General features: G+C 49.9%; 15 protein-coding genes and 8 pseudogenes. 17 read left to right on the forward strand and 6 right to left on the reverse strand.

Translation table 11 applies throughout. The features are described 5' to 3' along the window. The 8 genes and pseudogenes from tssK (DY231_RS23600) to DY231_RS23635 form a co-directional block, all read left to right on the forward strand. Positions 1 to 285 (forward strand): type VI secretion system baseplate subunit TssK (gene tssK / locus DY231_RS23600; protein ID WP_147295664.1); only part of this gene is annotated, 285 nt, incomplete at its 5' end. Beyond that, the gene (gene tssK / locus DY231_RS23605) at positions 282 to 710 is read left to right on the forward strand and encodes a type VI secretion system baseplate subunit TssK (protein WP_115631943.1); all 429 of its coding nucleotides are present in this window, start codon (positions 282 to 284) and stop codon (positions 708 to 710) included. The genes tssK (DY231_RS23600) and tssK (DY231_RS23605), both read left to right, overlap by 4 nt. Then, a complete protein-coding gene (locus tag DY231_RS23610) occupies positions 707 to 1327 on the forward strand; it encodes a DotU family type IV/VI secretion system protein (protein ID WP_256682726.1) in 621 nt (206 codons plus the stop codon). The genes tssK (DY231_RS23605) and DY231_RS23610 overlap by 4 nt, the downstream gene beginning before the upstream one ends. 6 nt (positions 1328 to 1333) lie before the next feature. Beyond that, positions 1334 to 1984 carry a hypothetical protein gene (locus DY231_RS23615; protein ID WP_147295665.1) on the forward strand — a complete coding sequence of 217 codons (651 nt, stop codon included), beginning with the start codon at positions 1334 to 1336 and terminating at the stop codon, positions 1982 to 1984. Then, complete coding sequence (locus DY231_RS23620; protein WP_172588749.1) at positions 1981 to 4761, forward strand: type VI secretion system protein; 2781 nt, start codon at positions 1981 to 1983, stop codon at positions 4759 to 4761. Before DY231_RS23615 ends, DY231_RS23620 begins: the two co-directional genes overlap by 4 nt. A 19-nt stretch (positions 4762 to 4780) precedes the next feature. Further along, positions 4781 to 7315, forward strand: a complete 2535-nt coding sequence (gene tssH / locus DY231_RS23625) for a type VI secretion system ATPase TssH (protein ID WP_115631946.1) — start codon at positions 4781 to 4783, stop codon at positions 7313 to 7315. Next, positions 7302 to 8411, forward strand: a complete 1110-nt coding sequence (locus DY231_RS23630; protein WP_115631947.1) for a VasL domain-containing protein — start codon at positions 7302 to 7304, stop codon at positions 8409 to 8411. The genes tssH and DY231_RS23630 overlap by 14 nt, the downstream gene beginning before the upstream one ends. A gap of 180 nt (positions 8412 to 8591) precedes the next feature. Beyond that, positions 8592 to 8792 (forward strand): annotated as a pseudogene (locus DY231_RS23635) (IS1 family transposase); the annotation flags it as partial. 43 nt (positions 8793 to 8835) lie between these two features. Here DY231_RS23635 and tnpC read toward each other — a convergent pair. The 3 genes and pseudogenes from tnpC to DY231_RS25160 form a co-directional block, all read right to left on the reverse strand. Further along, positions 8836 to 10373, reverse strand: a pseudogene (gene tnpC, locus DY231_RS23640) (IS66 family transposase). Positions 10374 to 10430: 57 nt separating this feature from the next. Further along, positions 10431 to 10634, reverse strand: a pseudogene (tnpB, locus tag DY231_RS23645) (IS66 family insertion sequence element accessory protein TnpB); the annotation flags it as partial. Beyond that, positions 10631 to 10729 (reverse strand): transposase, encoded by a 99-nt coding sequence (locus DY231_RS25160; RefSeq protein ID WP_147295666.1) that lies wholly within the window; start codon positions 10727 to 10729, stop codon positions 10631 to 10633. The pseudogene tnpB and the gene DY231_RS25160, both read right to left, overlap by 4 nt. A gap of 123 nt (positions 10730 to 10852) precedes the next feature. On the opposite strand from DY231_RS25160, the pseudogene DY231_RS23655 reads away from it, so the two are divergent. The 3 pseudogenes from DY231_RS23655 to DY231_RS23670 form a co-directional block, all read left to right on the forward strand. Continuing rightward, positions 10853 to 11355 (forward strand): annotated as a pseudogene (locus DY231_RS23655) (IS1 family transposase); the annotation flags it as partial. 50 nt (positions 11356 to 11405) lie between these two features. Then, a pseudogene (locus DY231_RS23660) lies at positions 11406 to 11519 on the forward strand (IS5/IS1182 family transposase); the annotation flags it as partial. Positions 11520 to 11927: 408 nt separating this feature from the next. Beyond that, a pseudogene (locus tag DY231_RS23670) lies at positions 11928 to 12136 on the forward strand (IS66 family transposase); the annotation flags it as partial. Positions 12137 to 12196: 60 nt separating this feature from the next. Here the strand turns inward: DY231_RS23670 and DY231_RS23675 are convergent. Beyond that, positions 12197 to 12541 (reverse strand): helix-turn-helix domain-containing protein, encoded by a 345-nt coding sequence (locus DY231_RS23675; protein ID WP_115631948.1) that lies wholly within the window; start codon positions 12539 to 12541, stop codon positions 12197 to 12199. 224 nt (positions 12542 to 12765) lie between these two features. Between DY231_RS23675 and DY231_RS25710 the strand changes: the two are divergent. Further along, a pseudogene (locus tag DY231_RS25710) lies at positions 12766 to 13454 on the forward strand (IS1 family transposase). A 428-nt stretch (positions 13455 to 13882) separates the two neighbouring features. Next, a complete protein-coding gene (locus DY231_RS23685) occupies positions 13883 to 14074 on the forward strand; it encodes a hypothetical protein (RefSeq protein WP_115631949.1) in 192 nt (63 codons plus the stop codon). A 92-nt stretch (positions 14075 to 14166) separates the two neighbouring features. Here the strand turns inward: DY231_RS23685 and DY231_RS23690 are convergent. After that, positions 14167 to 14388: pseudogene (locus DY231_RS23690) on the reverse strand (ISKra4 family transposase); the annotation flags it as partial. A gap of 199 nt (positions 14389 to 14587) precedes the next feature. Beyond that, positions 14588 to 19231, reverse strand: coding sequence for an Ig-like domain-containing protein (locus DY231_RS23695; protein WP_115631950.1), 4644 nt, complete (start codon positions 19229 to 19231; stop codon positions 14588 to 14590). A 396-nt stretch (positions 19232 to 19627) separates the two neighbouring features. On the opposite strand from DY231_RS23695, the gene DY231_RS23700 reads away from it, so the two are divergent. From DY231_RS23700 to DY231_RS23715, 4 genes are all read left to right on the forward strand, one after another. Beyond that, positions 19628 to 20173: a fimbrial protein gene (locus DY231_RS23700; protein ID WP_115631951.1), complete on the forward strand. Its 546-nt coding sequence runs from the start codon at positions 19628 to 19630 to the stop codon at positions 20171 to 20173. A gap of 95 nt (positions 20174 to 20268) precedes the next feature. Then, on the forward strand, positions 20269 to 22797 hold the full coding sequence (locus DY231_RS23705) for a fimbria/pilus outer membrane usher protein (RefSeq protein ID WP_115631952.1): 2529 nt from the start codon (positions 20269 to 20271) through the stop codon (positions 22795 to 22797). A gap of 11 nt (positions 22798 to 22808) precedes the next feature. Then, entirely contained in the window at positions 22809 to 23531 is a 723-nt protein-coding gene (locus DY231_RS23710) for a fimbrial biogenesis chaperone (protein WP_115631953.1), read from the forward strand. 12 nt (positions 23532 to 23543) lie between these two features. Further along, complete coding sequence (locus DY231_RS23715; protein WP_115631954.1) at positions 23544 to 24710, forward strand: fimbrial protein; 1167 nt, start codon at positions 23544 to 23546, stop codon at positions 24708 to 24710. Positions 24711 to 24904 lie beyond the last annotated feature (194 nt).

A 24904-nucleotide genomic window follows, 5' to 3' on the forward strand; every position in this document is an offset into this window, starting at 1 on the left:
CGTCCGGAGCATATGACTCAGGAGAGCAAAAGCGGCGGAGATATGACCCAGTTACTGACTATGCGCTCTTTAAACCGCACGCTGCCGCTACTTAATCACTACTGTAAAACACCGACTATGCACCCATGGGCTATCTACGGTTTACTGGTGCAACTGGTGGGGGAACTCTCCTCCTTTAACGATATGTGTTCGTTTACCGGTGAATGGTTGGACGGTAGCTCACCACTACTGTCTTACGATCACTATCGTTTGATTGACTGCTTCACAAGCGTGAAAAGTAATTGATTGCTCTACTTAACGGCCTGGAGCTGGAAGATAACACTTGGATCACTCTGGAATCTGACGAGCAGGGGATCTATCACGGTGACCTGCATCATATGCAAACTCAACAGGCCAGCACCATTTTGCTGTTGCTGCGCTCGGATAAACTCGACGCGTGGCGAATTCATGCACCGGACAGCACCGAATTTAAAATTGCCACGAGTGCAGCCATCAGCAGCCTGATCCAGCATGCATTACCGGGTCTGGTTTCTCGGTGGGAGACCCCCTCTCCGCGCGGTGTACCTAACCGAAAAGACTCCTTTTACTTTGCGATGAATCAACACGAAGAGTTGTGGAAAACCATCGAAAAGCAGAAAAACATAGCTTTCTACTGGGCCGATGCTCCCGATGACCTCCAGGTGAAACTGGTATTTATGGTGCCCTCATGATGCGACTCCTCGATTGTTACCTGCCGATATTCAAACTGGCCGCAGAGTTCACCGTTCATCCGGAACAGTCTGCAGATTATGACGATTTTCGCCAACAATGCGTGACCAGCCTGGAACAGGCGGTGCAGGCAGCTGAGCATCAGGACATTTCTGACCACGAAAGAGACATGGCGTTTCTTGCCATCGTCGTCTGGCTGGATGAAACCGTTCTGTGTTCGTCCACTCCACACCGCCAGCGCTGGCGTACTGAGCTGCTGCAACGCGATTATTTTCAGACATCCGTCGGTGGCGAACTCTTTTTTACTTATCTGAATCAGTTAAAAGAAGAGCATCAGCAAGCACGGTTGGTGTTTCTGTTCTGTCTCCAAAGCGGCTTTCACGGCAAATACAGCACACAGCAGGACAGTTCTGCATTAGCTCAACTTATTGAGCAACAGCGCCAGCTCTGTTTGCCAGAAAACTGGCAAACATGGCCAAACAATGCAGAAATTACGCCGGTTTACATCAAAAAACGCTTACTCAATGTATCGGTAAAAAGCCGTTTATGCCTGGCGCTCCTGGGCATAGGGTCACTCTACGGATCGCTTCTACTTCTTCAGTCTTTTTATTTTTTATAAAACATTATGCTAAAAAAATTATTCGTTTTTGCTGGATGGTTGCTTCTACTCTGTCTGGTGCTGCTGTTTTCTTTCTTCATCGGATTGTCGCTGGGCTGGAACACCCTCACTATTTTTAGTGTTTGGCTGGGGATCCTGGTGACGGGAGTCCTGATGCGGGCCACGTTATTATGGTTAATGGGGTTCGTTAAAGAAAAAAAAGTTAAGCATTTCTTCCAGAAATTCCGTCTTTCTCGCCGTGAATACGTGCTGTTCGAACACTGGAAGTCCGGGGCAGCGGTAGTGAAACGCCTTCAGCGTAAGCGACCGGCTATCCCCTGGTATATTCTGCTAGGCGATCGCTGCGGCAAGACCTCGCTACTGGCAGGATCGGGGCTGCCTATGTATTCAAATGATGTGGATGATCGGGAGGTGGTGCCGACGCACACGCTGCGTTGGTGGTTCTTCCGTAACCTGTGTTTTCTCGATCTCTCCAGTAATTTTTTGAATAGTGCGACGACTTCTCACCGCGCATGGAGCAAACTCGTGGGTTGGATCGCGCGTGCGCCCGCCCCATCAGGCGTTGTGATTGCACTCCTCGTGATGGATCTCCTCAATGAAGATATTAGTGCGTTGCATGATAAGCACGCAAGATTCGCGTTCAGCTCGAACCGTTGACGCACAAGCTTAAACGCCGGCTTCCGCTTTATTTGATGATCACACAGTGCGACCAATATCCAATGTTTAGTCTGTGGATGCAGCAGCTTTCGTCCGCACAGCACAAGCAGGCACTTGGCTATTACTGGTTTACCCCACCTGACGTTGATGGGAAAGATGCCTCCACATTATTACCACTGTTTGCAGCACTGAAAAACGGGCTGGATCTGGCTCGTGTTAGCATGGGTAGCACGCCTATGGCGATCCACCCTGCACTACTGGAATTTCCGGAGGCTTTTACTCGCCTGCAAAACCCGCTGCGAACATTTCTGGCATCACTTTGTGAACCCAACGCTTACTTTACGCCAGCATCTCTCGGCGGTGTGTGGTTTTCTGCATGCGAAAAGCAAGAAACAAACAAAAGCCGTCGCACTTCTTATTTTGTCCATGATCTACTCACGCGTCATTTGCCAGCATTCAGCACCTCGCGTGAAATTGTTTGGCAGCGAAATAAGAAAGTGCGAGCTGCCCTGGGTTACCTGCTACTGCTGGGTTGTGTCGCAGCATTGGGTTACAGTGCGGTGAATAGTATGGCATTGATGCAGCACGACGCCATCAGGCTTCCCCCGGTGCAACTGGCGGAACTGCTGGTGGAAAATGAAAGCCGTTGTCACTCCCCTATCACTTATCTGCCCTTTTCTCTGATATTGGACCGTCAGCATCGGCAGGTTGAACAGCAACTGGCTAAGGAACTTCCACTACGCCCGCTCAGTACTGGATTAGTGCTTACTGCGTATCAACAGCAGTTCAACGTTGCCCCGGCACAAGTGCAACGTCGGATGGTACTCGACCTTGCGCAAACTATCCTTTCCCACCAAAGCATGAGAGATGGCGCTACACTCGAGGAGCTAGGTCAGCAACCGACCACGCCGGACATATTACGTTTAACGGGTACCGCACCTACTGCGACTCCACTCGTACAGTTGGCACTGGACCGCCACATGATGCAACAACCAGCAGGTGCAGACCAGTTAGTGGCCTTACGCCGCCTGCTCGCGACCCTCATCAGGAGCAACCCTGACCTGACTTGGCTGGTTGCGCCAGTTGATTCACTTCCCCCATTCCGGATCAGCGATGACTGGCCGCAAGCGGCAGTAACAACTTCCTTGTCTGGCATATGGACTCATCAGGGAGAAATACAACTCAACAAATGGGTCATCCTGTTTAACCAGGCGCTAGCCAGCCCACAGCCTGAACCGACACTTCAACATTTTATGCAAACTCTGCCGGCTCAACGACAGGATGCCTGGCGTCAGTTTTTACTGAGCGTGTCCCCTTCGTTACAGGCAGTGGAGCCCCACACTTTGCCCCAAAATCAGCTTATCGCACTAAGCCTTGGGCAAAGCCCGTCCATGAAATTTGCTCAATACATTTTGTCTGAACTAGACAATATTCAGGTAGATGATGGCCAGCCATGGCTTAATGAACTTCGTCATATCAACAAATTACGACTGCTGGCTGCTGAAAATCCGACCCTGCAGAAAGTCAATTTCGTCGATGCAAAACTGCGCACTATGTTCGGAAAGTGGTTAACGGGTGCAAATACACAGACTATCAGCCATGCCTATAGCTCACAAATTGATGCATGGCGTAAATGGCAGAGTGCACGGACCCTGTCAGTCAATGAAGCACTAAATCAAGCCGCATTGAGTCCATCGCTGACAGCCGGGCTATTTGAACCGGCGCCAGATGCGAAACCCAGAAATCCACTGATCACACTTTTCGCCAGTTACGACCAACTGCGCAAAACTCTGGAACCCCAAAGCCAGCAGCTCGGCGTGGATGCTGTCTGGGCATTGTATCAAAGTGATGCCAATAACCTACTCGCTCACGCTCTGGCCCGCTCCGGCTGCTGGTTGAATGCGCAGTGGCAAAGCAAAGTGATGTGGCCAATGCGCAAAAATGCAGCGACACAGGATTATGACACTCAACAATTGCTTACCTGGCAGTATCTCGCCGATTTTATGCGCGGCCCGGCCAAAGGGCTGCTAGTCGTTAATGATCAAGGACCCCAGGCCGGTGAATTCCACGGCCAGTCGCTCCCCCTGACGCCAAAGTTCCTGAGTATTGCCAGAAACATTCTCACCCCTGAAGACGTTCTGGACGTTCCTGCTCGTCAAAACACTCAGGGTGAAGATCGGCTCGCCACGCTTAACGACGCGATAGAAAAACTCACCCAAAAACAAAAAACGCTGGAGGAGCATCCCTATACCGTCAGCATCGTCAGCCAACCCGCCACTGTCCCGGAAGGTGCGCGACTGATCCCAACCGGTGTGCGTCTAACGCTGGTCTGTCAGAGTGGTAGCACTGTGCTCGACAGCATGAATTTTGCCGAAACACAGACATTCATCTGGCACCCCGGGCAGTGCACGAGTGTAAAGCTGGAAGTGAAGTTCCCCGGGTTTAATGCCAGCTACACCTATGAAGGTGACAGCGCATGGCCTGACTTCCTCGACGAGTTTTCCCACGGGGATGCCTTACTCGATGTTCAGGATTTTGAAGAAAACGCGGCTCCTCTCGTGCAACTGAATATTAAGCACGTTCTGGTGCGCTTTCAGATCAAAACCTCACAGCCCCTGCAAGACGCATGGCTTGCCTGGCAGAGTCAGAATGATCAACTCATCCAGCTCAGTGAACAGCAACAATTGCTGGTAGAGCAGACTCAAACTCAGCAGCCAGCCTCTGCGTTGCGGGGGAAGCTTTCAACACTGCCGGAAAACACGGCGGAATGTCGGTAATTTATTGAAGGAGAAAGATATGAGCCATTATTTAAAACAAATTGTTCAAAAACTCACTACAGAGAGCCGAGCTAATCTGGATGCTGCTATTAGCATGGCGATTTCGCGTACCCATCATGAAGTAGATATTGAGCACTTATTGTTGTCGGTGATCACTCAGAACAGTAGTCTGATGGAGACCCTCTGTTTAAGTGCCGGGCTTGCACCTGATGCCCTTTTAGGTGCCACCCAGCAAACGCTGAACACTTTACGCAGCGGCAACAGCCGCGCCCCTGTATTTTCCGCAGGCCTGGTCGACTGGCTGGAGAAGGCCTGGCTTCACGCCAGCATTCACTGGGAGCAGGTGTCTCTTACCCCCTCGGTGCTACTGGCATCTATATTGGACGAAAATGCCTTCCCCGATTTAGCTCCCAGTGTCCGTGAAGCACTGACCTGCGACCGAAGTAAAGCTGATCAGATTTTGCTGAATGTCGGCAAAACGGCGCTTGATGCCACCCTACCCGGTGCAGAACAAGCAGGTACGGCACTCAGTAAATTTACCCGTAACCTGAGCGCTCAGGCTCGTACGGGTGAGCTTGATCCGGTGCTGGGACGAGAGCCTGAAATCCGCCAGATGATCGACATTCTGTTACGCCGCCGCCAGAACAACCCGATTCTTACCGGTGAACCAGGTGTAGGAAAAACGGCTTTGGTTGAAGGCCTGGCTCTGCGAATTGCGGCTGGTACAGTACCGGACATTTTAAAGCCAATGGAAGTACTGACTCTGGATTTAGGCCTGCTTCAGTCGGGAGCCAGTGTGAAAGGTGAGTTTGAAAATCGCCTTCAGGGAATAATGAAAGAGATAGCCTGCGCCCCACGACCGATCATTTTATTTATTGACGAAGCCCATACGCTGATTGGTGCTGGCGGCCAGGCAGGGCAAAACGATGCAGCCAATCTGCTCAAACCTGCCCTTGCTCGCGGGGAACTGCGCGTGGTAGCCGCAACAACCTGGATGGAGTATAAAAAATATTTCGAAAAAGATGCTGCCCTGACCCGTCGATTCCAGCTGGTAAAAGTGACGGAACCCGGTATCGAAAGTGCCACCGCTATGTTACGTGCCATTGCACCAGCAATGTCACGCCACCATGGTGTACAGATCCTGGAAAGCGCTATCCATGCTGCCGTAACTCTCTCGAGCCGATATATCTCAGGGCGACAACTGCCAGACAAATCGGTCAGTCTACTCGATACCGCTTGTGCCCGCGTCGCGGTTTCCCAGTCTCATAAACCCAAAGAAATTGAGGATATCGATGCCCTGCTAAGCAATCTGTATACCGAACGAGACTCGCTGATTAAGGAGGGGCTACATGATAAACGTCTGGAACAACTGCTGCAGCGGGAAAGCGAACTCATCAGTGACCTCGCCAGCCTTCAGCCCCAGTGGGAGAAGCAAAAAAACCTGGTACAGCAACTGCGGCAAAGCAATGATGCCAAATTAACAGCTCAATGGCGCAGTGAGCTCACGCAACTTCATCAGACCAGAGCACTGGTATTTGACTGCGTGGATGCAACCTGCATCGCTGATGTTGTGTCTTCCTGGACCGGGGTGCCACTCGGGCGCATGGTTGAAAATGAACAGCAACAGCTGAGCGAACTGCTTCAACGTCTTGAACAACGGGTGGTCGGTCAGCGTCACGCGCTCTCCACAATTGCGACACAAATTCGCATCAACCGAGCCAATATGAGCGATCCACTAAAACCTACCGGGGTATACATGCTGGCGGGCCCTTCGGGAGTCGGAAAAACTGAGACGGCCTTGGTTCTGGCTGGGCTACTTTATGGCGGCGAACAAAGTCTGGTGACGATCAACATGTCAGAATATCAGGAAGCGCACAGCGTCTCTGGTCTGAAAGGTTCTCCCCCGGGCTATGTGGGTTACGGTCAGGGCGGCGTGCTGACTGAAGCAGTAAAACGTAACCCCTACAGCGTGGTCCTGCTTGACGAAGTAGAAAAAGCGCATCCTGACGTCATGGAGTTGTTTTATCAGGTATTCGACAAAGGCGTGATTGAAGATGCGGAAGGCCAGCTCATTAATTTCCGCAACACGCTCATTATCATGACCTCCAACCTCGCCAGTACAAAAATCACCACTGCCTGCGCGGCCGGAGAAACCTCGCCAGAAGCTCTAAAAGAGTTGATTAGCCCGGAATTTGAGCAGGTTTTCCGCCCGGCGTTAATGGGTCGTATCACATTGATTCCCTATCTGCCTTTACAGCCAGAAACGCTGGCGAAAATCATCAGGATCAAACTTGATCGTATTTGTCAGCGCTACCACAGTGCAAGCCTGGGGGAGGTACAAGTCAGCTACTGCGAAAACGTAATCACCTGGATAGCTGCACTGTGCCAAATGAATCAGAGCGGCGCCCGCGATATCGACCAGGTGTTAACCCGGCATATGTTGCCGTTGCTGGCAGACAATCTGTTACAGGATGAGAACAGTCTCAAGGGAAACCTGAAATTGAGTATCAGTAAAGATACAGGGATGAGTTTGGAAGCACATGACAAAAATTAATTACGCCGTCAAGCCTGGCGAGCTGAAAATTAATTGCCATGACCCTCGTTATCGCAATGAATTTCTGCTGCTTAGTAACAACGTCCACAGTTGGAAAAATCACGTTCACGACCGATCATGGTGGCTGACACAGGAAAAGCAATGCCTGGAGCTCTTTCAGCGATTTGGTTATGACTTGCAAAGCGGAGTGTGGTTTTGCCTGATAAGTTGCCAGCGTCACGGTTGGGCCGGTATTGCCAATTCCACGCTGTTGCTGGCCGATGCTTTTAACAAGCAACAGCGCCAGTGTTGGCCCCCAATAGCTGCAATAGATCTGCGTCAACAGATTATCGAATGGTACTGTACCCATGCTGCTCCCTGCATTTATGGCTTGCCACTGCAGTATGCCGAAACGACCATACTGCAGCAACTTGAAGGAGCTGTGTCGATGCTGCTTACAGCACAAGTGATGATCCCGCAGTCGCGCAGCCAGGTGTCACTTCGTAGCCTGCTTGATTATTTGCAAGCTAGCAGACAATCACTACAAAAACGGGTTTTGGTTCCAAAAGCGACAGTCATCAATGCTCCTCCCATAACTGAGGCTCTCCAGTCAGTTTCTGTAGAGCCTCCGTTACCAGGTAAACGCCCGTTGAAAGCGTTACTTCTGGGGGGAATTACAGGTATTGCCTTTACGCTTACTGTCGTTAGTGCTGTGCACTGGCTGGAAAAACCATCTGTAGCTATCAGCTTAAACAAAATATGGCCAGGCAATTTTATATCAAAAAGCAGGCTCAACGCGCTTGCCGAGCAAACTGCGAGCCTACCCACCATAAACAGTTGGGCATTGGTAAATAGCCAATTAAACAATCTTGAGCAACGCTTGCTGGAGGCTGAACAAAAACGCAAACCTTATATGACTATTTCTGAGCTGAAAACGGAGATTTATAAGATGCGGCAGACCTTGCAGCAAGGGGGGGCGCCAGTTCAGGCGCAGTTAGATGATTTGCAAGTAAAGCTCAATAACCAGCAACCTGTTAGCCCTGGGGAGATTAACGCCATCTCACAACACCTAACAGCGCTAAATAGTCGTTTAATTCAGTTGACGAACAGACCGTAGTTCAATTTTTATTTAGGGTGGGAATATAATATGTGTAATAAATACCAAAAGAGAATTGTAAGTATACAAAATCGTTTAAACAGATATCAAATCACTTAATCGGGCCGATAGTCGCAGTCCGTTCAAGTATTCAAAGTGTTGATTGTATTGTAAGATAAAATTTTTAATAGAGCGTATCGAATGGCAAGCGTTGACGTGAAGTGCCCATTTTGTGAACAGACTGAATTTGTTAAAAAACATGGTCTGGGAAAAGCCGGCCATCAGCGTTAACGGTGCCAGATGTGCAGCCGAACTTTTCAGCTCGATTATTCTTATCGCGCCTGCCACCCGGGCATGAAAGAGCAGATCGTTGACCTTGCTATGAACAACTCAGGTATCCGTGATAGCGTAAGCGTATGCCGAGAACCGTATTGACGAAGATAAGTTATTCAGCGGGCAGGACTGCGCGCCATGGCAACAGTTCACCAACCCGGTTTACCGGCCAGTCAGCTATAATATCAAGCACATGGTGAAGGTAACGTTCCGGATCGATTCCGTTCAGTTTGCACGTCCCTATCAGGTTGTACAGCAACGCTCCGCGCTCGCCACCATGGTCAGAGCCGAAGAACAGGTAGTTTTTACGACCCAGACTGATCATCCGCAGAGCATTCTCCGCGATGTTGTTATCCGCTTCAGCCCAGCCGTCGTCTGCGTAGTACGTCAACGCTTGCCACTGGTTCAGTGTATAGGTGAACGCCTTTGCCAGCTCTGAGTGTCGGGACAGGGTTTTCACCTTTTCACGCAGCCAGTTTTCCAGTGATTTAAGAAGCGCTTTCGTTTTCAACTGGCGTTCGGCAAGCCGCTGTTCTGCTGGCATTCCCCTGATATCCGCTTCGATGGCATACAACTCGCCGATCCGTTTCAGTGCTTCATCTGTGAGCGCTGAGGGAGTGCGGACGTGAACATCATGGATTTTACGCCGGGCATGGGCCCAGCAGGCTGCTTCCTTTATATGACCTTCCCGGTAGAGTTCGTTGAAGCCTGCATAGGCATCCGCCTGCAGCACACCGCTGAAGCCAGCAAGATGGGTCTGCGGGTGGATGCCTTTTCTGTCCGGGCTGTACGCGAACCACACCGCCGGGGCCAGCGAAGAACCCGCGTTACGGTCGTCGCGAACGTACGTCCATAAGCGCCCGGTCTTCGTTTTTTTGTTGCCCGGCAGCAGGACCGGGACCGGCGTATCATCAGCATGAAGTTTGCCATCGGTCAGTACATAGTGCTGAAGGGCTTCGTCCAGTGGTGACAGCAGGCGACAACACGCATCCACCCAACCCGACAGTACAGAACGGCTCAACATCACACCCTGGCGGGCATAGATCTCCGACTGGTGATACAACGGTGTGTGTTCCGCATACTTTGACGCCAGTACACGGGCCAGCAGTCCCGGTCCGGCGATACCCCGCTCGATGGGCCGTGAAGGCGCCGTAGCCTGAACGATACGGTCGCACTTCGTGCAGGCGTGCTTTTCGCGCACTGTGCGGATAACACGGAAGGCGCTGCGCATCAGCTCCAGTTGTTCGGCTGCATCCTCACCCAGGTAACTCAGCGAACCACCACACTCCGGGCAACAGGGCTCTGCCGGTAGCAGGCGCTTTTCATCACGGGGGAGGGATTCAGGGAAGGGTTTACGGGTGCGGGTCTGGCGCAGAGGGCGCTGCACCGCGGGTCATCAACCCGGCCGGTAAGGGTATCACTTTCCTTCTGAAGCCGGTTCAGGTCGGCTTCCATCTGTGCGATACGGCAGGATATTTTTTCGGAGCGGCTACCGAAGTTCATCCGGCGAAGCTTATCCAGCTGTGCCTGCAGGTGGTCGATTTCGCGTTCACGGTCCGCTAGCTTTTCCAGCAGGGCACGGTTCAGTGCTTCCTGTTCGGCAAGAAGACGTTTCAGTTCATCGATGTCATCGGGAAGCGGGCTGTTCATCCGGGGTATTTTACCAGGCTCATTCGCCCACGACCAGGATAAAGAGGTTTACAGCATAGTCAGCAGGCATAACCCGTCGCCAGTTGACCAGAGGAGTTTCACCTGACTGCCACTTCGGCCGCGGAAGATAAAAACGTGACCCGACATCGGATCGTCTTTCAGCGCGGTCTGCACCATTGCGGCCAGCCCGTTGAAGCCGTTTCTCAGGTCGGTGATGCCTGCGACCAGCCAGATTTTCGTACCTGACGGTAGCGGGATCAGTATTGCCGCCATTTGAACAACAGATTGTCGTTAATTCCCAGCTCACGAGCGAGTTGTGCGACTGATACACCAGGTTTGCAAGAGAGTTCGACCATTTTTATTTTGAACTCAACGGGATAGTTGGTTTTTTTTTACGAACAGAAGTTAATGAATTCATGGATAGCGTCCACCATGTTGTCAGAAATGTCAGGTTCTGCCAGACGGTGCTGGAACGACGCTTACGTGATACCGCACGGGAGTTGCATATCAGTATCAATGCTGTTGTGCGCACCTTGAAAAACTCTCGCCGCAATGTGTAACTACGCTGCCCCTGGGCACCCTGCAAATCCAGCTTATCTGCGAAATTGATGAAATGTGGTCATTTGTGGGTAACAAGAAGCAGCAGCGCTGGTTAAAGTATGCATGAGTACCCCGTCTCAAACGTATTATTGCCCATGCTTTTGGCCACCGAAGCAAAAGGACTTTCCGTAAATTATTGAAGCTGTTAGTGGGTTTTAATGTTGCCTTCTGGTGCATAGATAACTTCAGCGCTTACAACATGCTACCGAATGAAAAGCACATCACAGGTAAGCTTTATACACAACGAATCGAGCGTGAAAACCTGAATCTTCGCAACCGGTTAAAGCGGTTTAATCGTAAGACCCTCGGATACTTAAAATCACCAGAAATGCATGACAAAATTATCGGTACATTCATCGAGCGTGAGCACTACCTACAATGACCAAATCTACATATTGAATACGTGCCCCCTGACAGTGGTTAAATTCTGGTATTGACTCCATTTATACTCTGGTGAGGGTTCCGCTACGCAGCCCTTATTACACCTGTGTCAGCAAGCGGGCAAAGTCGATTAATATCAACTTCAAAACACCGACCCGGGGTAAGCGTAAAACCGGTGCCGCCTGTTAACCCCGCTCATACATCGGTAACTTAGAGCGCCGTCTGTTTAGAAGGAGCTCTAATGATGGATAACATGACCAACTGGCGTACCGAAACCCGCAATATCTACTTCAGCGAGTTTAAACTGCATGTTATCGGGCTGCATCCTAACCTAGAGCCAACGTGGCTCAAATAGCCCGCGAGACCGGAGTTGCCCATAATCTGGTCTTTAAATGGTTGCGGCTCTGGCAAAATGAAGGGCGTATTTCCCGTCGTCTTCCAGCAACAATTACCCACTCATCATCACCCGGGCTGCTACGTGTGGAAGTGCTTCCCGACCCGGTCATATCAGAAGGCGATGATGGTAAAATCCAGCCGCTCCACCCGACACATAATGGGCTCGATGGTACGACAGACCGTGGTATCGCCGGGTCCGGCCTGCTGGTCCAGGTCCTGACGTCAAAGTATGCGGAGAACACACCGTTGTACCGCCAGTCAGAAATATACAGCAGCTAGGGTGTGAAACTACGGCGGTCACTCCTGTCGGCCGGCTGTTGTCACCGCTGGAAGAGGCGCTTCAGGACCATGTGCTGACCAACGATACTCCGGTACCAGTGCTGTTGTTTGCTATCCCTTGCATCTACTGCCAATATCTAGACTCAGCTTTACTCTTCGCTACCCGGTCAGTGTTTTTTACGAAATTTGCTTCTCTTCATTACCTGTTTTATCTCCCGTGGCAGTAAAGCATCAAGCTTTCGAATTTTTTCCGACCGTCTCATGACCTTTCCAGTTTCGGGATCTAAGTACCGCGACGGCCAGATAACAGAGGGATGAATATTCAAAAGCTTAGCAATTTGTTGCTCTCCTTTCGGCCAGGCCCCTGCAAGTGCTTCTGCGAGAAATACGTTTGTAAGACCGGAGAGACGGGAAACCTCTTCGAGAGAATGGCCCTGGGCAATCAGAGCATCCAGGATTTGACTCGGGAGCATATCCTCAGGAGAGGTTGATACAGAACTTATTGAAGTCATACACGTTCCTTGTCGAGGGGGGGGGGCGAATCAGAACAAGGATTGCAATACTAGTATACTCCGATTGGTGAACCTTACGGTTCCCTCGCTCTGGTCCGCCATAGACAGGCGTAGCAACTCCACCAAAGAGGAATCTCTGGTTTCGGTGTATTTGGAGGTTGCAAATCCTGGTAATGCTTCCAATTAGTTGAAGGTTCACGGGAAATACGGGTCTTTAAGGTTCAGTGGCCACTATCGCCGTTCATTGTCCCCGTAGTCAGCCAGCTCAAGTTTAGCGTAACGGACAAATCCTAAAGACGTGACCTCTTTCGGTCCCGTGAATACCATCGGGCATTTCAGCTAAAATATACTTAAGAGGTCAGAAAACCCGGCGTTAAAGAGCACATTAACGAAATGGCTTTCAATGGCGCTGGAGTTCGGGATACCGCAAGAGTGCTGAAAATAGGTATCAATACCGTTATCCGAACTCTAAAAAACTCTTGCCGAAGCGAATAACGTCTTCGCCAGCCACCCATGCTGATGTAGCCCTCATCTGCGAACTTGATGAGCAATGGAGCTTCGTTGGCTGTAAAGCCCGGCAACACTGGCTCTGGTTCGCGTATAACACCAAAACATGCGGCGTGGTAGCCTTCACCTTCTCCCGGCACGGATGAAACCAGCTGATAACTACTGGCGTGGCTGGCTCCGTTCAATGTTGGCATGATAACCAGCGATAACTGAGACAGTTATACAAGAGAAGAACCGAAAGATAAGCATCTGACTGGCAAAACGTGACTCAGCGCATTGAACGAAACAACCTGACGCTGCGCACCCGAATAAAACGCTTCACTCGTAATACAATCTGCTTCTCGTGCTCTATCGAACTTCACGAAAAAGTCATCGAGCCTTCTTTGAAAAATACATGTTCTACTAATTTGAGGCATTAACAAAGTCGCTGATCTTCTGCCGTGGAACGTGGTTCTTACTGTCAAATAAGTGTCAATATGGCGCTGCCTTTACGCTTACAACTTATCCATGTGATTGAAACAAAAAAACCTGCCGCATAGCTGGGCGGCGTAAGAAGACCCTTCGGTACTAGCTGACATCGGCGATCAGTGGGTACGCAGTGGTGAAACGGTGGCGCCACTCATTCCCAGCGCGCTGTCACCGACGCTTTTTAACTTCCTGCTCAGTCCTGCCCATCCTGAATACACCGCGATTGTCAGCTAGGCTGTCCCGGTGGATTTCCGCTTTGACGAACGCATGAAGTAATTTCTGGTTGTAACATGAATGAACAGATACCCTGATGCATAGAGCACCGTGCCGTGCTATTTTAAATGGATGATCACGCCGGAGATAACGATGATGAAAGAAGGATTTTACTGGATACGAGTTGACGGCCAGGCCCAGATTGGCCGCTATGTGGATCAGATGGCCGAATATCCCGAAACCGGTGAGATGATCACAGGGGCATGGGAGTTAGTGGGTATACAGTCAGATGTTATGAATACCAGGGATGTGGAAGTGCTCAGTGACTTACTTACCCCTCCTTAAATAATCGAGAGCATGAAAAAGCGTGGGGCAGTCGTAATCTATGCTGCGATCGCTGATATCTTTCCGTCACTTTGTTCGTCCATCGAGAACCCCGGCTCCCCGTACCGGTACATTTCACCGTAGTTTGGGATCATCATCTTGTTGTTCCGGATGTAGGTATATATTTCATCCAGATGTTTTTGCAGGGATTTCAGGCCCGCATAGCTGAGCTCAGGGTCATCGCAGTACATGCCGCAGTCATCAATATATTCCAGGGCTTCGGTAACATTACCATGCCAGAGGTATCGTTTACTGCTTTCCAGAAGCGCCGAAACCATAATACGAACGAGTTGAATGGGCATCGCCAGGAAGACCTTGTTACGTCGTCTACTAATGGTGCATAAGATCAAATACCGCTTTAAACACAAAGACGGTCACCTTTAGGTGACCGACATTAGCCCACGGTTCGCCTCCCTTATGCTAAGGTTATTACAGAAAAGTGAGTTTGTGTTATTCAGCTTATATAATACTGCCTTACTTCATGGTGAGTTTTACGCTAACTATATATTCCACCGCAAATGTGCCATTCTGATCCTGTGCTGAAAAATGTAACTGACCATCATACACACCAGCCGGAAGGCCCGGGTTATCCGATGCGTAAAAATACAGAAGAGGGTTAACAGTTGGTGAGCCACCACAGGCTACTATTGAATTAAACTCCGTATAACCACATGCTCCAGCTGCGTTGTCGCGTAGGCCTTTAAAAATCACCGTATGAAGATTGCCTTGTTTATCCTGCATTTGAGTAGTCAGCGTAGCCTTAGTGCCGTATGAGGAAGAATTCTGTAGTGTTGTCGGGCCTGTAGTGCCAGATAACACAATGAAGCCAGTATGGGTGGTTCCAGAAGTACTTTTTCCGTAGTATTTGTTACCGTTTGTATCATCTGAAACGGGATCCCAATCTTCCTGGGAACGGAAAGCAAAGCTGATTGACACCTTTTTCTTACTATTATTAATCGCCGCCGTAATAGTTGTTTTAGATACTGTATTTCCTTTGATAGTGACTGTAGCGACACCTTTGCTATCCGTTATAGTACTGCCAGCTTGCAACTGATTATTATCAGTTGACCAAGTAACGACCGCATTTGGCACCAGGTTATTATTTGCATCTAATACAGTAGCAGATAGAGTTGCTTTATCAGCATTATCACTAACAACCGAGATTTTATCCGAAATCAGATTGTCGATGACTGCTGTTCGGGTATCACCTATAAATTTCACATTTTCCGCGCTTGCACTTTGTGCTGGGGCAGCTAAAGTCGCAGTCATTACTACATCACCGCTTTTTAGTGACTTGGCAGTTGTTGTTACAGCCCCGCTGTCACCTGTTGTGCCCGTTGCAGAAAGTGGCGTGATTTCATTGTTGCTACTCTTCCATGTAATAGGCATCCCACTCACTAGGTTATTGTTGGCATCCTTCACGGTTGCTGTCCAGGTCGCAGTGGTGACACCATCTGCGACCACGGCACGGCTATCCGCCACAACAACGATTGTCGCGGTACTCACATCACTGGTAAAGCTAACATTGACCATTGTACTGGACGTACCTGCCTCAGCCGTTACATGGCTCACACCGGCAGTCAGACTGGTCAGCGTAGTCGAGGCTTTACCATCCGCGCCCGTCGTAGCGTTTGAGGTCTGTACTTTGGCCCCATTAGTAGCCACAAAGGTCACCACATAGCCGGAAATGGGATTATTGTTGGCATCGGTGACCGTTGCCTGTACGGCATTGGTGGCCGTGCCATTGGCGACCGCGCCGTCAATGGTGACAATCAGACTTCCATTCTTGATAACCGCCGTGCCTGCATCTGGAACAAAGTTAGTATTAACCGTTGTACCCGTACCGTTCACAGTAGCAGTCACTACGGTTTTGCCCGCAGTGGTATTGGTCAACATGGTACTGGCCTTCCCTTGTGCATCGGTGATGATGTTGTCAGTGATAATGTGCCCGCCATTATTAGCGCTGAATTTCACTGTAATACCGGACAATACGTTATCGTGAGCATCCGTCACAATAGCCTGGACGGTGTTGGTGCTTGTTCCATCTGCCTGTGCATCGTCATCGGTCACCGTCAGATTATTACTGATCACTGTGGCGGTGCTTGCATCGGCAATAAACATCGTTTTCACGGTCTGGCTGTTTCCGTTCACTTCTGCCGTTACAGCACTTTCTCCGGCTGTGAGGCTAGTCAAAGTTGCACTGGCAATTCCGTTCGTGTCGGTAAAGACGACTGTCGGCTGCATGGTCGCGCCATTAGTGCCGCTGAATGTTACGCCAATACCTGAAACAACCTGGCCTCTGCCGTCCGTCACTATCGCTTGCACGGCGTTAGTGGCCGTACCGTTGGCCACGGCGCCGTCTGCCGTCACCGTGAGGTTGGCAGATGTAATAGTGGCAGTGCTGCTGTCAGGTACAAAGGTCGTTTTCACCGTCTGGCTGCTGCCGTTAATGCCGGCAGTAACACTGCTGTCACCGGCTTTAAGGCTGGTCAGAGTGGTCGTCGCTTTGCCATCCGCACCTGTGGTTGCACTGGCGGTGGTGACGGTTGCGCCGTTCGTGGCGGTGAAGGTGACGGAAGCACCTGGCACCAGGTTACCCGCAGTATCGGTCACGATAGCCTGGACCTCGTTAGTGGCCGTACCGTTGGCCACGGCGCCGTCTGCCGTCACCGTGAGATTGGCAGATGTAATAGTGGCGGTGCCTGTATCCGGTATAAATGAAATGGGTATGGACTGACCTTGACCATTTGCTAACTGAGCATGAACAACAGAAGTATCAGCCTTAAGGCTGGTGAAGGTGGCCGACGCCTGTCCCTGAGAGTCGGAGACACGAGTGGTCGTCTCGGCTTTGGCACTGCCGCTTTCCACGCTGAAAGTTACCTTCTGGTCCGCCATTGGCGTATTGTGAATATCGGTCACTTTGACCATTACGCTATCCGTCGCCACACCGTCTGCGGCTGCATTGTCATTCAGTACGGTAATATTTTGCGTTGTAATGTCTGCTGATGAATTATCTACGCCAAAATGAGTATCTACAGACTGACTGAGGTTGTTAATTTTTGCGGTGATCGTGCTGATGCCATCCACAGTATTAGTGACAATGATTTTGGCGACACCCCGGGCATCTGTGGTGGCCGAGGAACTATCTAGAGTCGCACCGTGACTCGCGCTGAAGATAATGACCTGACCTGTCAGCGGATTACCGCTGTTATCCAGAAGCGAAGCCTCAATGGTATTAGTGTCGGTGCCATTGCTCATTGCGTTATCTTTAGTCACCGCCAGTGAAAGGGTGGCATTGGTCATATCCGCGACAAACGTACTGTCTACGGTTTTGCTTTCACCTGAATCCAGCGTACCCGTAATATTGGTGATCCCAGTTTTTGTGCTTGTTAACAGCGTACTTGCGAGCCCGGTACTGTCAGTGATTGCTTTCGTTGTCGTTAACTCGGCACTGTTTCCGGCCTGACTGAAGGTCACGCTCTGGCCTGCGACAGGCTGTTTATTGCTGTCTGTGACCTTGGCATCAACACGGTTTACCGTCACACCATCTGCCGGTGAACCGTCAATGGTTGCTTTCAAGGTGATATTCATGTCGATCGGTTTCTCGACTTCGAGAAGGGATAACGCACGTTCGGATGCATTTCCTTTGACGTCCCATGCCATACCACTCACGGAATAGCTGTTATTTCCGAAAGCCTGATATGGCGGTAATGTGACGGCCAGTGTGGTACTTGAAAGCTGAGTTGTCACACCCCCGGCCGCAACGACAGCGGCAGTATCCCATTCAATATGATCAACAGAATATTTACTGCTGACTTGTGCAACTAAATAAATGGTCTGTTTAGATGCCCCACTGAGACGGTCAGGCAGCGTAATACGCATCAGATCTTGTTTTTGATAATCGAGTACGATGCTGTTATTACGATCAACTAAATCCAGCCTGCTGCCGGATAACATTCTCAGATTATTGACTTCGTTTGGATCAAGATGAGAAGCCAAGGACATCCCTGGGCGATAAGTAAGCTGTAAGGAAATGCTGCTATCGTTATCTCCGCTTTCGCCCTTATGATGATCTACGCCCACAGTGAGTAACGGAACAGGGGTGAAACTCACACCCAGAGTAACGGCTTGTGGATTTTTGCTACGGCTATCTTTATCAGTGAGTGCGACACTATCCCCGTAGTATTTTTCATACATTAGCTTACCCCCGAGTTGTGGATAAGACGGTAAATACGCTTCACTTCGGATATCAAATCCGTTAGCAGGGCGTTCATTGTAATCATCAAAATCACGGGACTGATGCCAGTCAGTCAGCGCAAAATAGCCGTTCACAGAAAGCTTCAGATAATCTCGCCATGCCTCAAATCCTGCTCCCAAACGGCGGTTTTTTCCTGTGATGTCATTATCAAAGAATGTATTTGCGCCGACCATCCATTGGTCAGTAAGCGTACGGAAACCCACGCCCATATTGACGGTGTTTCTGCCATCTTGATTGCGCGCCCCAAGTTGGGTGAAAAGTAAATTGGTTTTATTATCATAAATAGGGGCCAGCCAGTCGATTTCGCTGCCATCAAGATCGTTGTTACTGTCCAAACTTAATTTGACTTTGGCCGTACCAAACAGACTCAACCACTGTTGTGCATTAGAATTAGCAACATCAGTAATTTGTGAACGGGCCATGCTGGCTACCGCATCACTGGCATTGCTGTTAGCGAGCATTGAACCCGCCTGACTCAGATCTTGTCCCACTATATTCGCGTCGTAGCCAGCAGGTTGCTCATCCGACTGCATTAAGAATTTATTCTCCGGTGCCGGAATGTCCAACTCATCACCCGTAGTAAGCTGAGTGAATTGTTTGGAAAAACTGCGAAACTGATTGAGCTTCTTAAGCTCTTCTATCGTGAGATGATTTTTTTTTGCCTGGGTATAAACCGTTTCATTGGGTCCTAAAATATAAGGGATTGTTCTTATTCCTTTCATTGGTTGATTAATATCCTGAGCGGCTACAGAAATCACTGGAGCAAAGGCCAGTGTGACTGGCCATATAAATTGAATTACAACAATTAACCATGTAAGCGCAATGTTTTTGCAATCAAAGTTTCTTTGAGAACGATTCATAGTTACTCTTATTAGAATTGAACGTATGCGTTGTGAAGAGAAAATGATAAAGCTAAAAAAGTTATAATCATTCTATCTTGGCGAGGCTATTTCGTATTAAAGCCCCCGCTAGGAAATAACTGGATCTTTAATTAGTATACTCGTTTATACCCCTTCAATAGTAGTCCAATAATGGATTGTTATTGCCGGTTTCATCATTGCTGGCATGTGTTAAAGTTAAAGTTGAGTTGTGTATATTTTCTGGGGAGCGACAGGGTGCTATTCGTATGGTTCTGGAAAATCAGGGCAAGTACAACTCACAGTGGGCAGGCACCTGCCCTATTTAATTTTTTGCAGTTGATAAGCGTAACGCATAATCAACATCACTTTAAAATACATTGTATTTTAGGCGGCTTTATGAAATTTAAAAAATTAGTTCTCATGACTTTTTGTCTTTTCCCGTTATCTTCATTTGCTTCAGATGGCGATATTACTTTTAATGGTGAAGTGACATCCGCAGCCTGTACCTTCAACGGCTTTAATAATGGCACCACCACCACCGGTGCTGTTATGGTCCTACCAAGTGTCACCCCAACTTCCTTCACTGGCGCAGGCGGTTATGCCGGGATGCAGGATTTCACCATTGACCTTAAAAACTGTAGCGTTACCACACTCAAAAATGCCCAGGTTTCTTTCAGTGGTACTCCTGATACGGTTGATAACTCTATCCTTTCTAACATTGCAGGCACCACGCCAGCCTCAGGCGTAGGTATCGCGCTTCTGGAAAACGACGGTTCTACTCCAATCAACATCAACGGCGGCGCTCCGGCAAAATCTCAGGCATTAGTCGAGGGCGATAATTCACTGAAGTTTAAAGTCGCTTACAAAGCGAATACTTCAACTCCGGCAGTTACGGCGGGGAAAGTCAGCGCCAAAACGTTTGTCGACATTGCGTATAATTAATCCGTTTTCAGACTTAATAACATTTCTTTAATAGTTTAATTTACCCGCTTATAACAAACAGGCTAACTGTGACGTGGAATCATTTATCATTAATAATGAAGACTATCATTTTTGCGCCTGTTTTATTTATCCCTTTATTACATGCCGCAGAAATCCCAAATAGTACAAATAAAGAAACGTCCGAATTCGACGCCGATTTTTTACGCAAAGATTCCGAAGCAATACCGCAACAATTTTATCACCCTGAAAACGTCACCGCAGGGATGAAAACAGTCGATGTGGTTTTAAACGGACATACATTATTTAAAACCAAGGTCGAGTTCATTCCCGTTAAAGGCCACGACAGCGCAGTGCCTTGTTTAACACAAGCTTTATTGCACCAGTCGGGTCTGGATCGTCATCTTGATGAAATAGCAAAATCTGGCAATGAAGTGTGCTATGACCTGATATCCAAATGGCCGGATGCCAGCATTAAATACGATGAGTCAATGCAACAGCTGCTGATCACCGCCCCACAGGCTGCCATGAACGTTGCGACGGAAAGCGAAATGATCGACCCGTCATTATGGGATAACGGCGTGAATGCATTGCGCCTGAGTTATTCAGGTTACGTTTATCATTCGGAAAACCATGCTTCCGGTGCCGATTCATCTGGCAGCGATAACGCTTATCTCAGCCTGAACTCCGGTGTGAATCTTGGCTCGTGGCGTTTCTACAGTTTCGATACGTTCAATAAATCCGAGACAGGCTGGGAACAAAATCATGACCGGGCCTACGCCGAACGCGATATATCTTCGCTGGTATCACGCTTTACGGTTGGGGATGTTTACGCCAGCACTTCCAGCGACATTTTAGGCATTTTGCCTCTGCGTGGCATCACGCTGGAAACCAACAACCAGATGCTTCCGGCCTCAACATTCAGCTACGCGCCAGTGGTTCGCGGCGTGGCGCGCACCAATGCCAGAGTCGTTATCCGCCAGCGCAATAACATTATTTACAGCAAAACCGTCGCACCGGGCAGTTTCGCTATTTCTGACCTGACCAACGGGCAGATCGGTGCTGACCTGGACGTCACCGTGGAAGAGAGCGACGGCAGCCAGCAACAATTTACCGTGCCCTATACGTCGCTGCCCAACATGATCCGCCCAGGAACCTGGCGTTACAGTCTGAGCGGCGGTCGCTACCGCGACGACACGCTTTCCTATCAGCCATTAGTGGCTCAGGGCAGCCTGCAATATGGCTGGGATAAAGTCACGCTCAGTGACCTCGTGATCGCTGGCGAAGGCTATCAGTCTATGGCGCTGGGCGGTGCAGTCAGTCTGGGGGCATTTGGCAGTTTGTCCCTCGACTGGGCGCTGGAACGCCATGTTTCCGCTACAGACTCAAACGACAACGCGTTCGATACCGATGAACCCGAAGCAGCAGGTGACAATGGTCGCGCCCTACGCCTGCTTTATGCCCGCCGTTTTGATGATACCGACACCTCATTGCAATTGATGGGTTATCGTTATCAGACGTCTGATTTTATGGACTTCCCGGAATACGCCGGATGGCGCTGGGGTGATGACGACACTCGGCATCATCGCAAAAATGAAGTGCAGGCCACCATAAATCAGGGCTTGGGCGAATATGGCAACGGGTATCTGACGTTGCAGCAAGACAGCTATTACGACTCCAGCGCCAAAGATACGTCACTGACGCTGGGTTACAGCTTCAATATTAAATCGGTCAATGTCAGCGTGAACTACAGCTACCAGGCCAATACCGGCAATGATGATATTTCCGACAACAGCCCTGACCGTCAGCTGTCTCTCAATTTCTCCGTGCCGCTTGATGCAGGGGAAAAACGCAGCCGCAATCTGTCGTTTACCACGAACACCAGCAATCGTTCCGGTGATTCGCAGATGGCGACGGTTTCAGGCACAGAAATGGAAAGCGCCATGAACTATTCGTTGTCCGTCCAGCATGACAGCAACGGATATTCACCGTCAGCGGCCGTCGCCTATCGCAACAGCATCGCCAATATGAATGCCAGCGCCAGCGTCAGCCAGAACAGCAGCCAGTACTCCGCAGGGATCTCCGGCGGCGTGGTGGCGTATCGCCACGGCGTGGTGCTGTCTCAGCAGTTGGGCGACACCATCGCCATTATTGAAACCCCTGGTGCGGAAGACATCAGCGTGGAAGGCCAGCCGGGTGTTGCGACCAATCGCTGGGGACGCGCGGTGGTACCGTCAATTTCGCCTTATCGCGACAATTCACTGTCGCTCGATACCCGCCATGCGGCGGATAACGTTGAATTGATTGATGGTGGGGAGAACGTTATCCCTACCCACGGAGCGGTAGTTGTCCGCCGTTTCCAAACAAAAGTAGGACGCCGCGCTATAGTGATGTTATCGCTTTCAGACGGCAAGCCAGCACCTTTCGGCGCAAGTGCATGGCAAGGGAAAGAGCAGGTCGGCATGGTAGCCGATAACGGATTGTTGTATCTCAACGGCGTACTGGCCGATGGCGACACAACCCTGCGTGTGACACTGGGAGATAACACACAGTGCCAGTTCAAGTTACCTGGCTCCGGAGGTCCTTCTGACCCCTGGTATCAACAAGTTAATGCGGTTTGTCGCTAAGCAGAGAAATAATGAAACTCCATAAATTTGCAGTATCCCTGATTGTCAGCACTTTAATTTTATCCGGTGTCGCCAGCGCGGCTGTGCGCCCCGCTCTGACCCGAGTTGTCGCGCTTGAGAGTGATAAAGAAACCTCCATCAAGCTTATCAATGATGATAAAAACAAGGACTACCTGGTGCAATCCTGGGTGGAAGATTTGCAGGGTAACGATAAAAACCTGCCGTTAATTCTGACGCCACCGCTGTTTAAAATCGGCGCGGGTCGTGAAGGGAAACTGCGTATGGTGATTGTGCCGGGTAAAATCCCGCAGGATCGTGAGTCCGTATACTGGCTGTGGATCCAGGAGATCCCTCCGGTGAGTAAAAGCACCGAAAACCAGCTCGAAGTTGCGGTTCGCACCCGTCTGAAAGTCTTTATTCGCCCGACGACTTTGTCAGAAAAACCGGCTGATACGGTGAACAAATTGCAGTGGCAGGTGGTGAAAGAAGGCGGCAAAGCCTGGCTGGAGGCGAAAAATCCGACGCAATATTACGCCAGTTTATCTGAGTTTACCGTAACGGTTGCGGGCAAAACCGTCGCCATCGACGGCAAAACCACCATGGTGCCCGCTAAAGGCCAGTCCCGATATGCGCTGCCTGCCAGCGTGGCCGGTAAATCAGGCTCCCTGAATTATTCCGCGATCAATGATTTTGGCGGTGATTCTGCGGTGCTGCATCAGTCATTGACGTTCTAACGGACAGATCCTATGAGAAAACGGCGCCCGCTGACCACAATCCTGCCTGCCATCATGCTGATGCTGGCAGGCTTTTTCCCCGGCCTGAGTTGGGCTGGCGTATTACATTGTGATATCGACTCCGGCGGTGCCTCGCCGTTTTCCCCTTACACGCGTGAAAATCCGATCGCGGCAGATCAAAACACCCCGGATTATACCGTAGTGCTGTCGCTCGATTACGCTCAGTTTCTGCCGAATATGCGCCTGACCTGCACCTCTGACGGTCAGGAGTTCACCGCTCCGGCCTCTTTTGACGGCGACATATCGCTTAGTCTCAGCGCGGTCAATGACCAGCAATTGGACTGGGCGGGCGAGGCACAAACCAACAATAATGGCATCAAAATGAAGATGTACATCAAGGCGGTGTCTATAAACGAAGAGCCGCTGGCGAACAGTTATCCCCCGGCGAAAATGGCGGCGGGGAAACGCCTGGGGGTGGAATATCCTATTGTTAATGGCAAAGATGACACCACTCTCGTCCAGTTTGGCGCGCAATATAATGCCGATAAATCATTGTATAAATACGACACCAAATACAACTTCGCCATCGAATCGATGCGTGCTGAACTCATCAAGTTAGGCTGGATGGAATATAGCTCGACGGCCGTTATTCCTCCTGGCTCGCATTTAACCTTTTCCATTGACGGCCTGGGCGGAATTGCCACGGTCGATATCCCTCTGGGCTCCGGCGTTTTTATGGCCGCGCCGTCGTGCTCGCTGGACAACAAACACCAGATAGTCGAACTGGGTGAGCTTCACCCCAACGCCACCGGCAGTTTTCCGCAGAACGGTCCGATGAACCGTTTTGGCATGGACTTCACTTGCAGCAGCTACACCAATAATGTCGAATTCACATTTGAAGACGCCAACGCCGTTCTCAACGGTAAAAAAACGTTGGTTGTTCACAGCGTGGCAAATGGCAAAGCGGTGAATGGTCTGGCGGTTGGGATGTATGACAGCGAAGGAAAAGAAGTGGTGATGGGCGTGAAGCAAAACCAGGGGGTGGGTCAGAAAGGTAAAAACACGGCCTCTTTCCAGGCGGCTATTATCCAGACCGCAGCCGAAATTACCGATTCAAACAACAACGCATTCACCGGGAAATTTAATGCCAAAGCGAATGTGACGATCACTTATTACTGATTAATATATTGAGCATGTTATAGTACAAGCTCAACAATAACATCAAGTATAAAAAAGTGGACCAACTTCGATAAGGTTATATGTTTTTCTTCTCAGCTTTAGCTAGCAGAAACAGTTAACCGTCATGAGGAGCGATGAAAAATTTTAATGGTGTGTACATGAGAAAATAAACATGCTCTCCTCGGCTTTGTTGA

Origin of the sequence: Buttiauxella agrestis, assembly GCF_900446255.1 — a bacterium.
GTDB lineage: Bacteria > Pseudomonadota > Gammaproteobacteria > Enterobacterales > Enterobacteriaceae > Buttiauxella > Buttiauxella agrestis.

Excerpts from the sequence above, each read along its gene's own strand:
- DY231_RS23705 (WP_115631952.1), top strand. The coding sequence starts at position 20,269 with ATGAAGACTATCATTTTTGCGCCTGTTTTATTTATCCCTTTATTACAT.
- DY231_RS25160 (WP_147295666.1), bottom strand. The coding sequence starts at position 10,729 with ATGGTCGAACTCTCTTGCAAACCTGGTGTATCAGTCGCACAACTCGCT.
- DY231_RS23675 (WP_115631948.1), bottom strand. The coding sequence starts at position 12,541 with ATGACTTCAATAAGTTCTGTATCAACCTCTCCTGAGGATATGCTCCCG.
- DY231_RS23710 (WP_115631953.1), top strand. The coding sequence starts at position 22,809 with ATGAAACTCCATAAATTTGCAGTATCCCTGATTGTCAGCACTTTAATT.
- DY231_RS23715 (WP_115631954.1), top strand. The coding sequence starts at position 23,544 with ATGAGAAAACGGCGCCCGCTGACCACAATCCTGCCTGCCATCATGCTG.
- tssH (WP_115631946.1), top strand. The coding sequence starts at position 4,781 with ATGAGCCATTATTTAAAACAAATTGTTCAAAAACTCACTACAGAGAGC.
- DY231_RS23610 (WP_256682726.1), top strand. The coding sequence starts at position 707 with ATGATGCGACTCCTCGATTGTTACCTGCCGATATTCAAACTGGCCGCA.
- DY231_RS23695 (WP_115631950.1), bottom strand. The coding sequence starts at position 19,231 with ATGAATCGTTCTCAAAGAAACTTTGATTGCAAAAACATTGCGCTTACA.
- DY231_RS23630 (WP_115631947.1), top strand. The coding sequence starts at position 7,302 with ATGACAAAAATTAATTACGCCGTCAAGCCTGGCGAGCTGAAAATTAAT.
- DY231_RS23700 (WP_115631951.1), top strand. The coding sequence starts at position 19,628 with ATGAAATTTAAAAAATTAGTTCTCATGACTTTTTGTCTTTTCCCGTTA.
- DY231_RS23615 (WP_147295665.1), top strand. The coding sequence starts at position 1,334 with ATGCTAAAAAAATTATTCGTTTTTGCTGGATGGTTGCTTCTACTCTGT.
- DY231_RS23685 (WP_115631949.1), top strand. The coding sequence starts at position 13,883 with ATGATGAAAGAAGGATTTTACTGGATACGAGTTGACGGCCAGGCCCAG.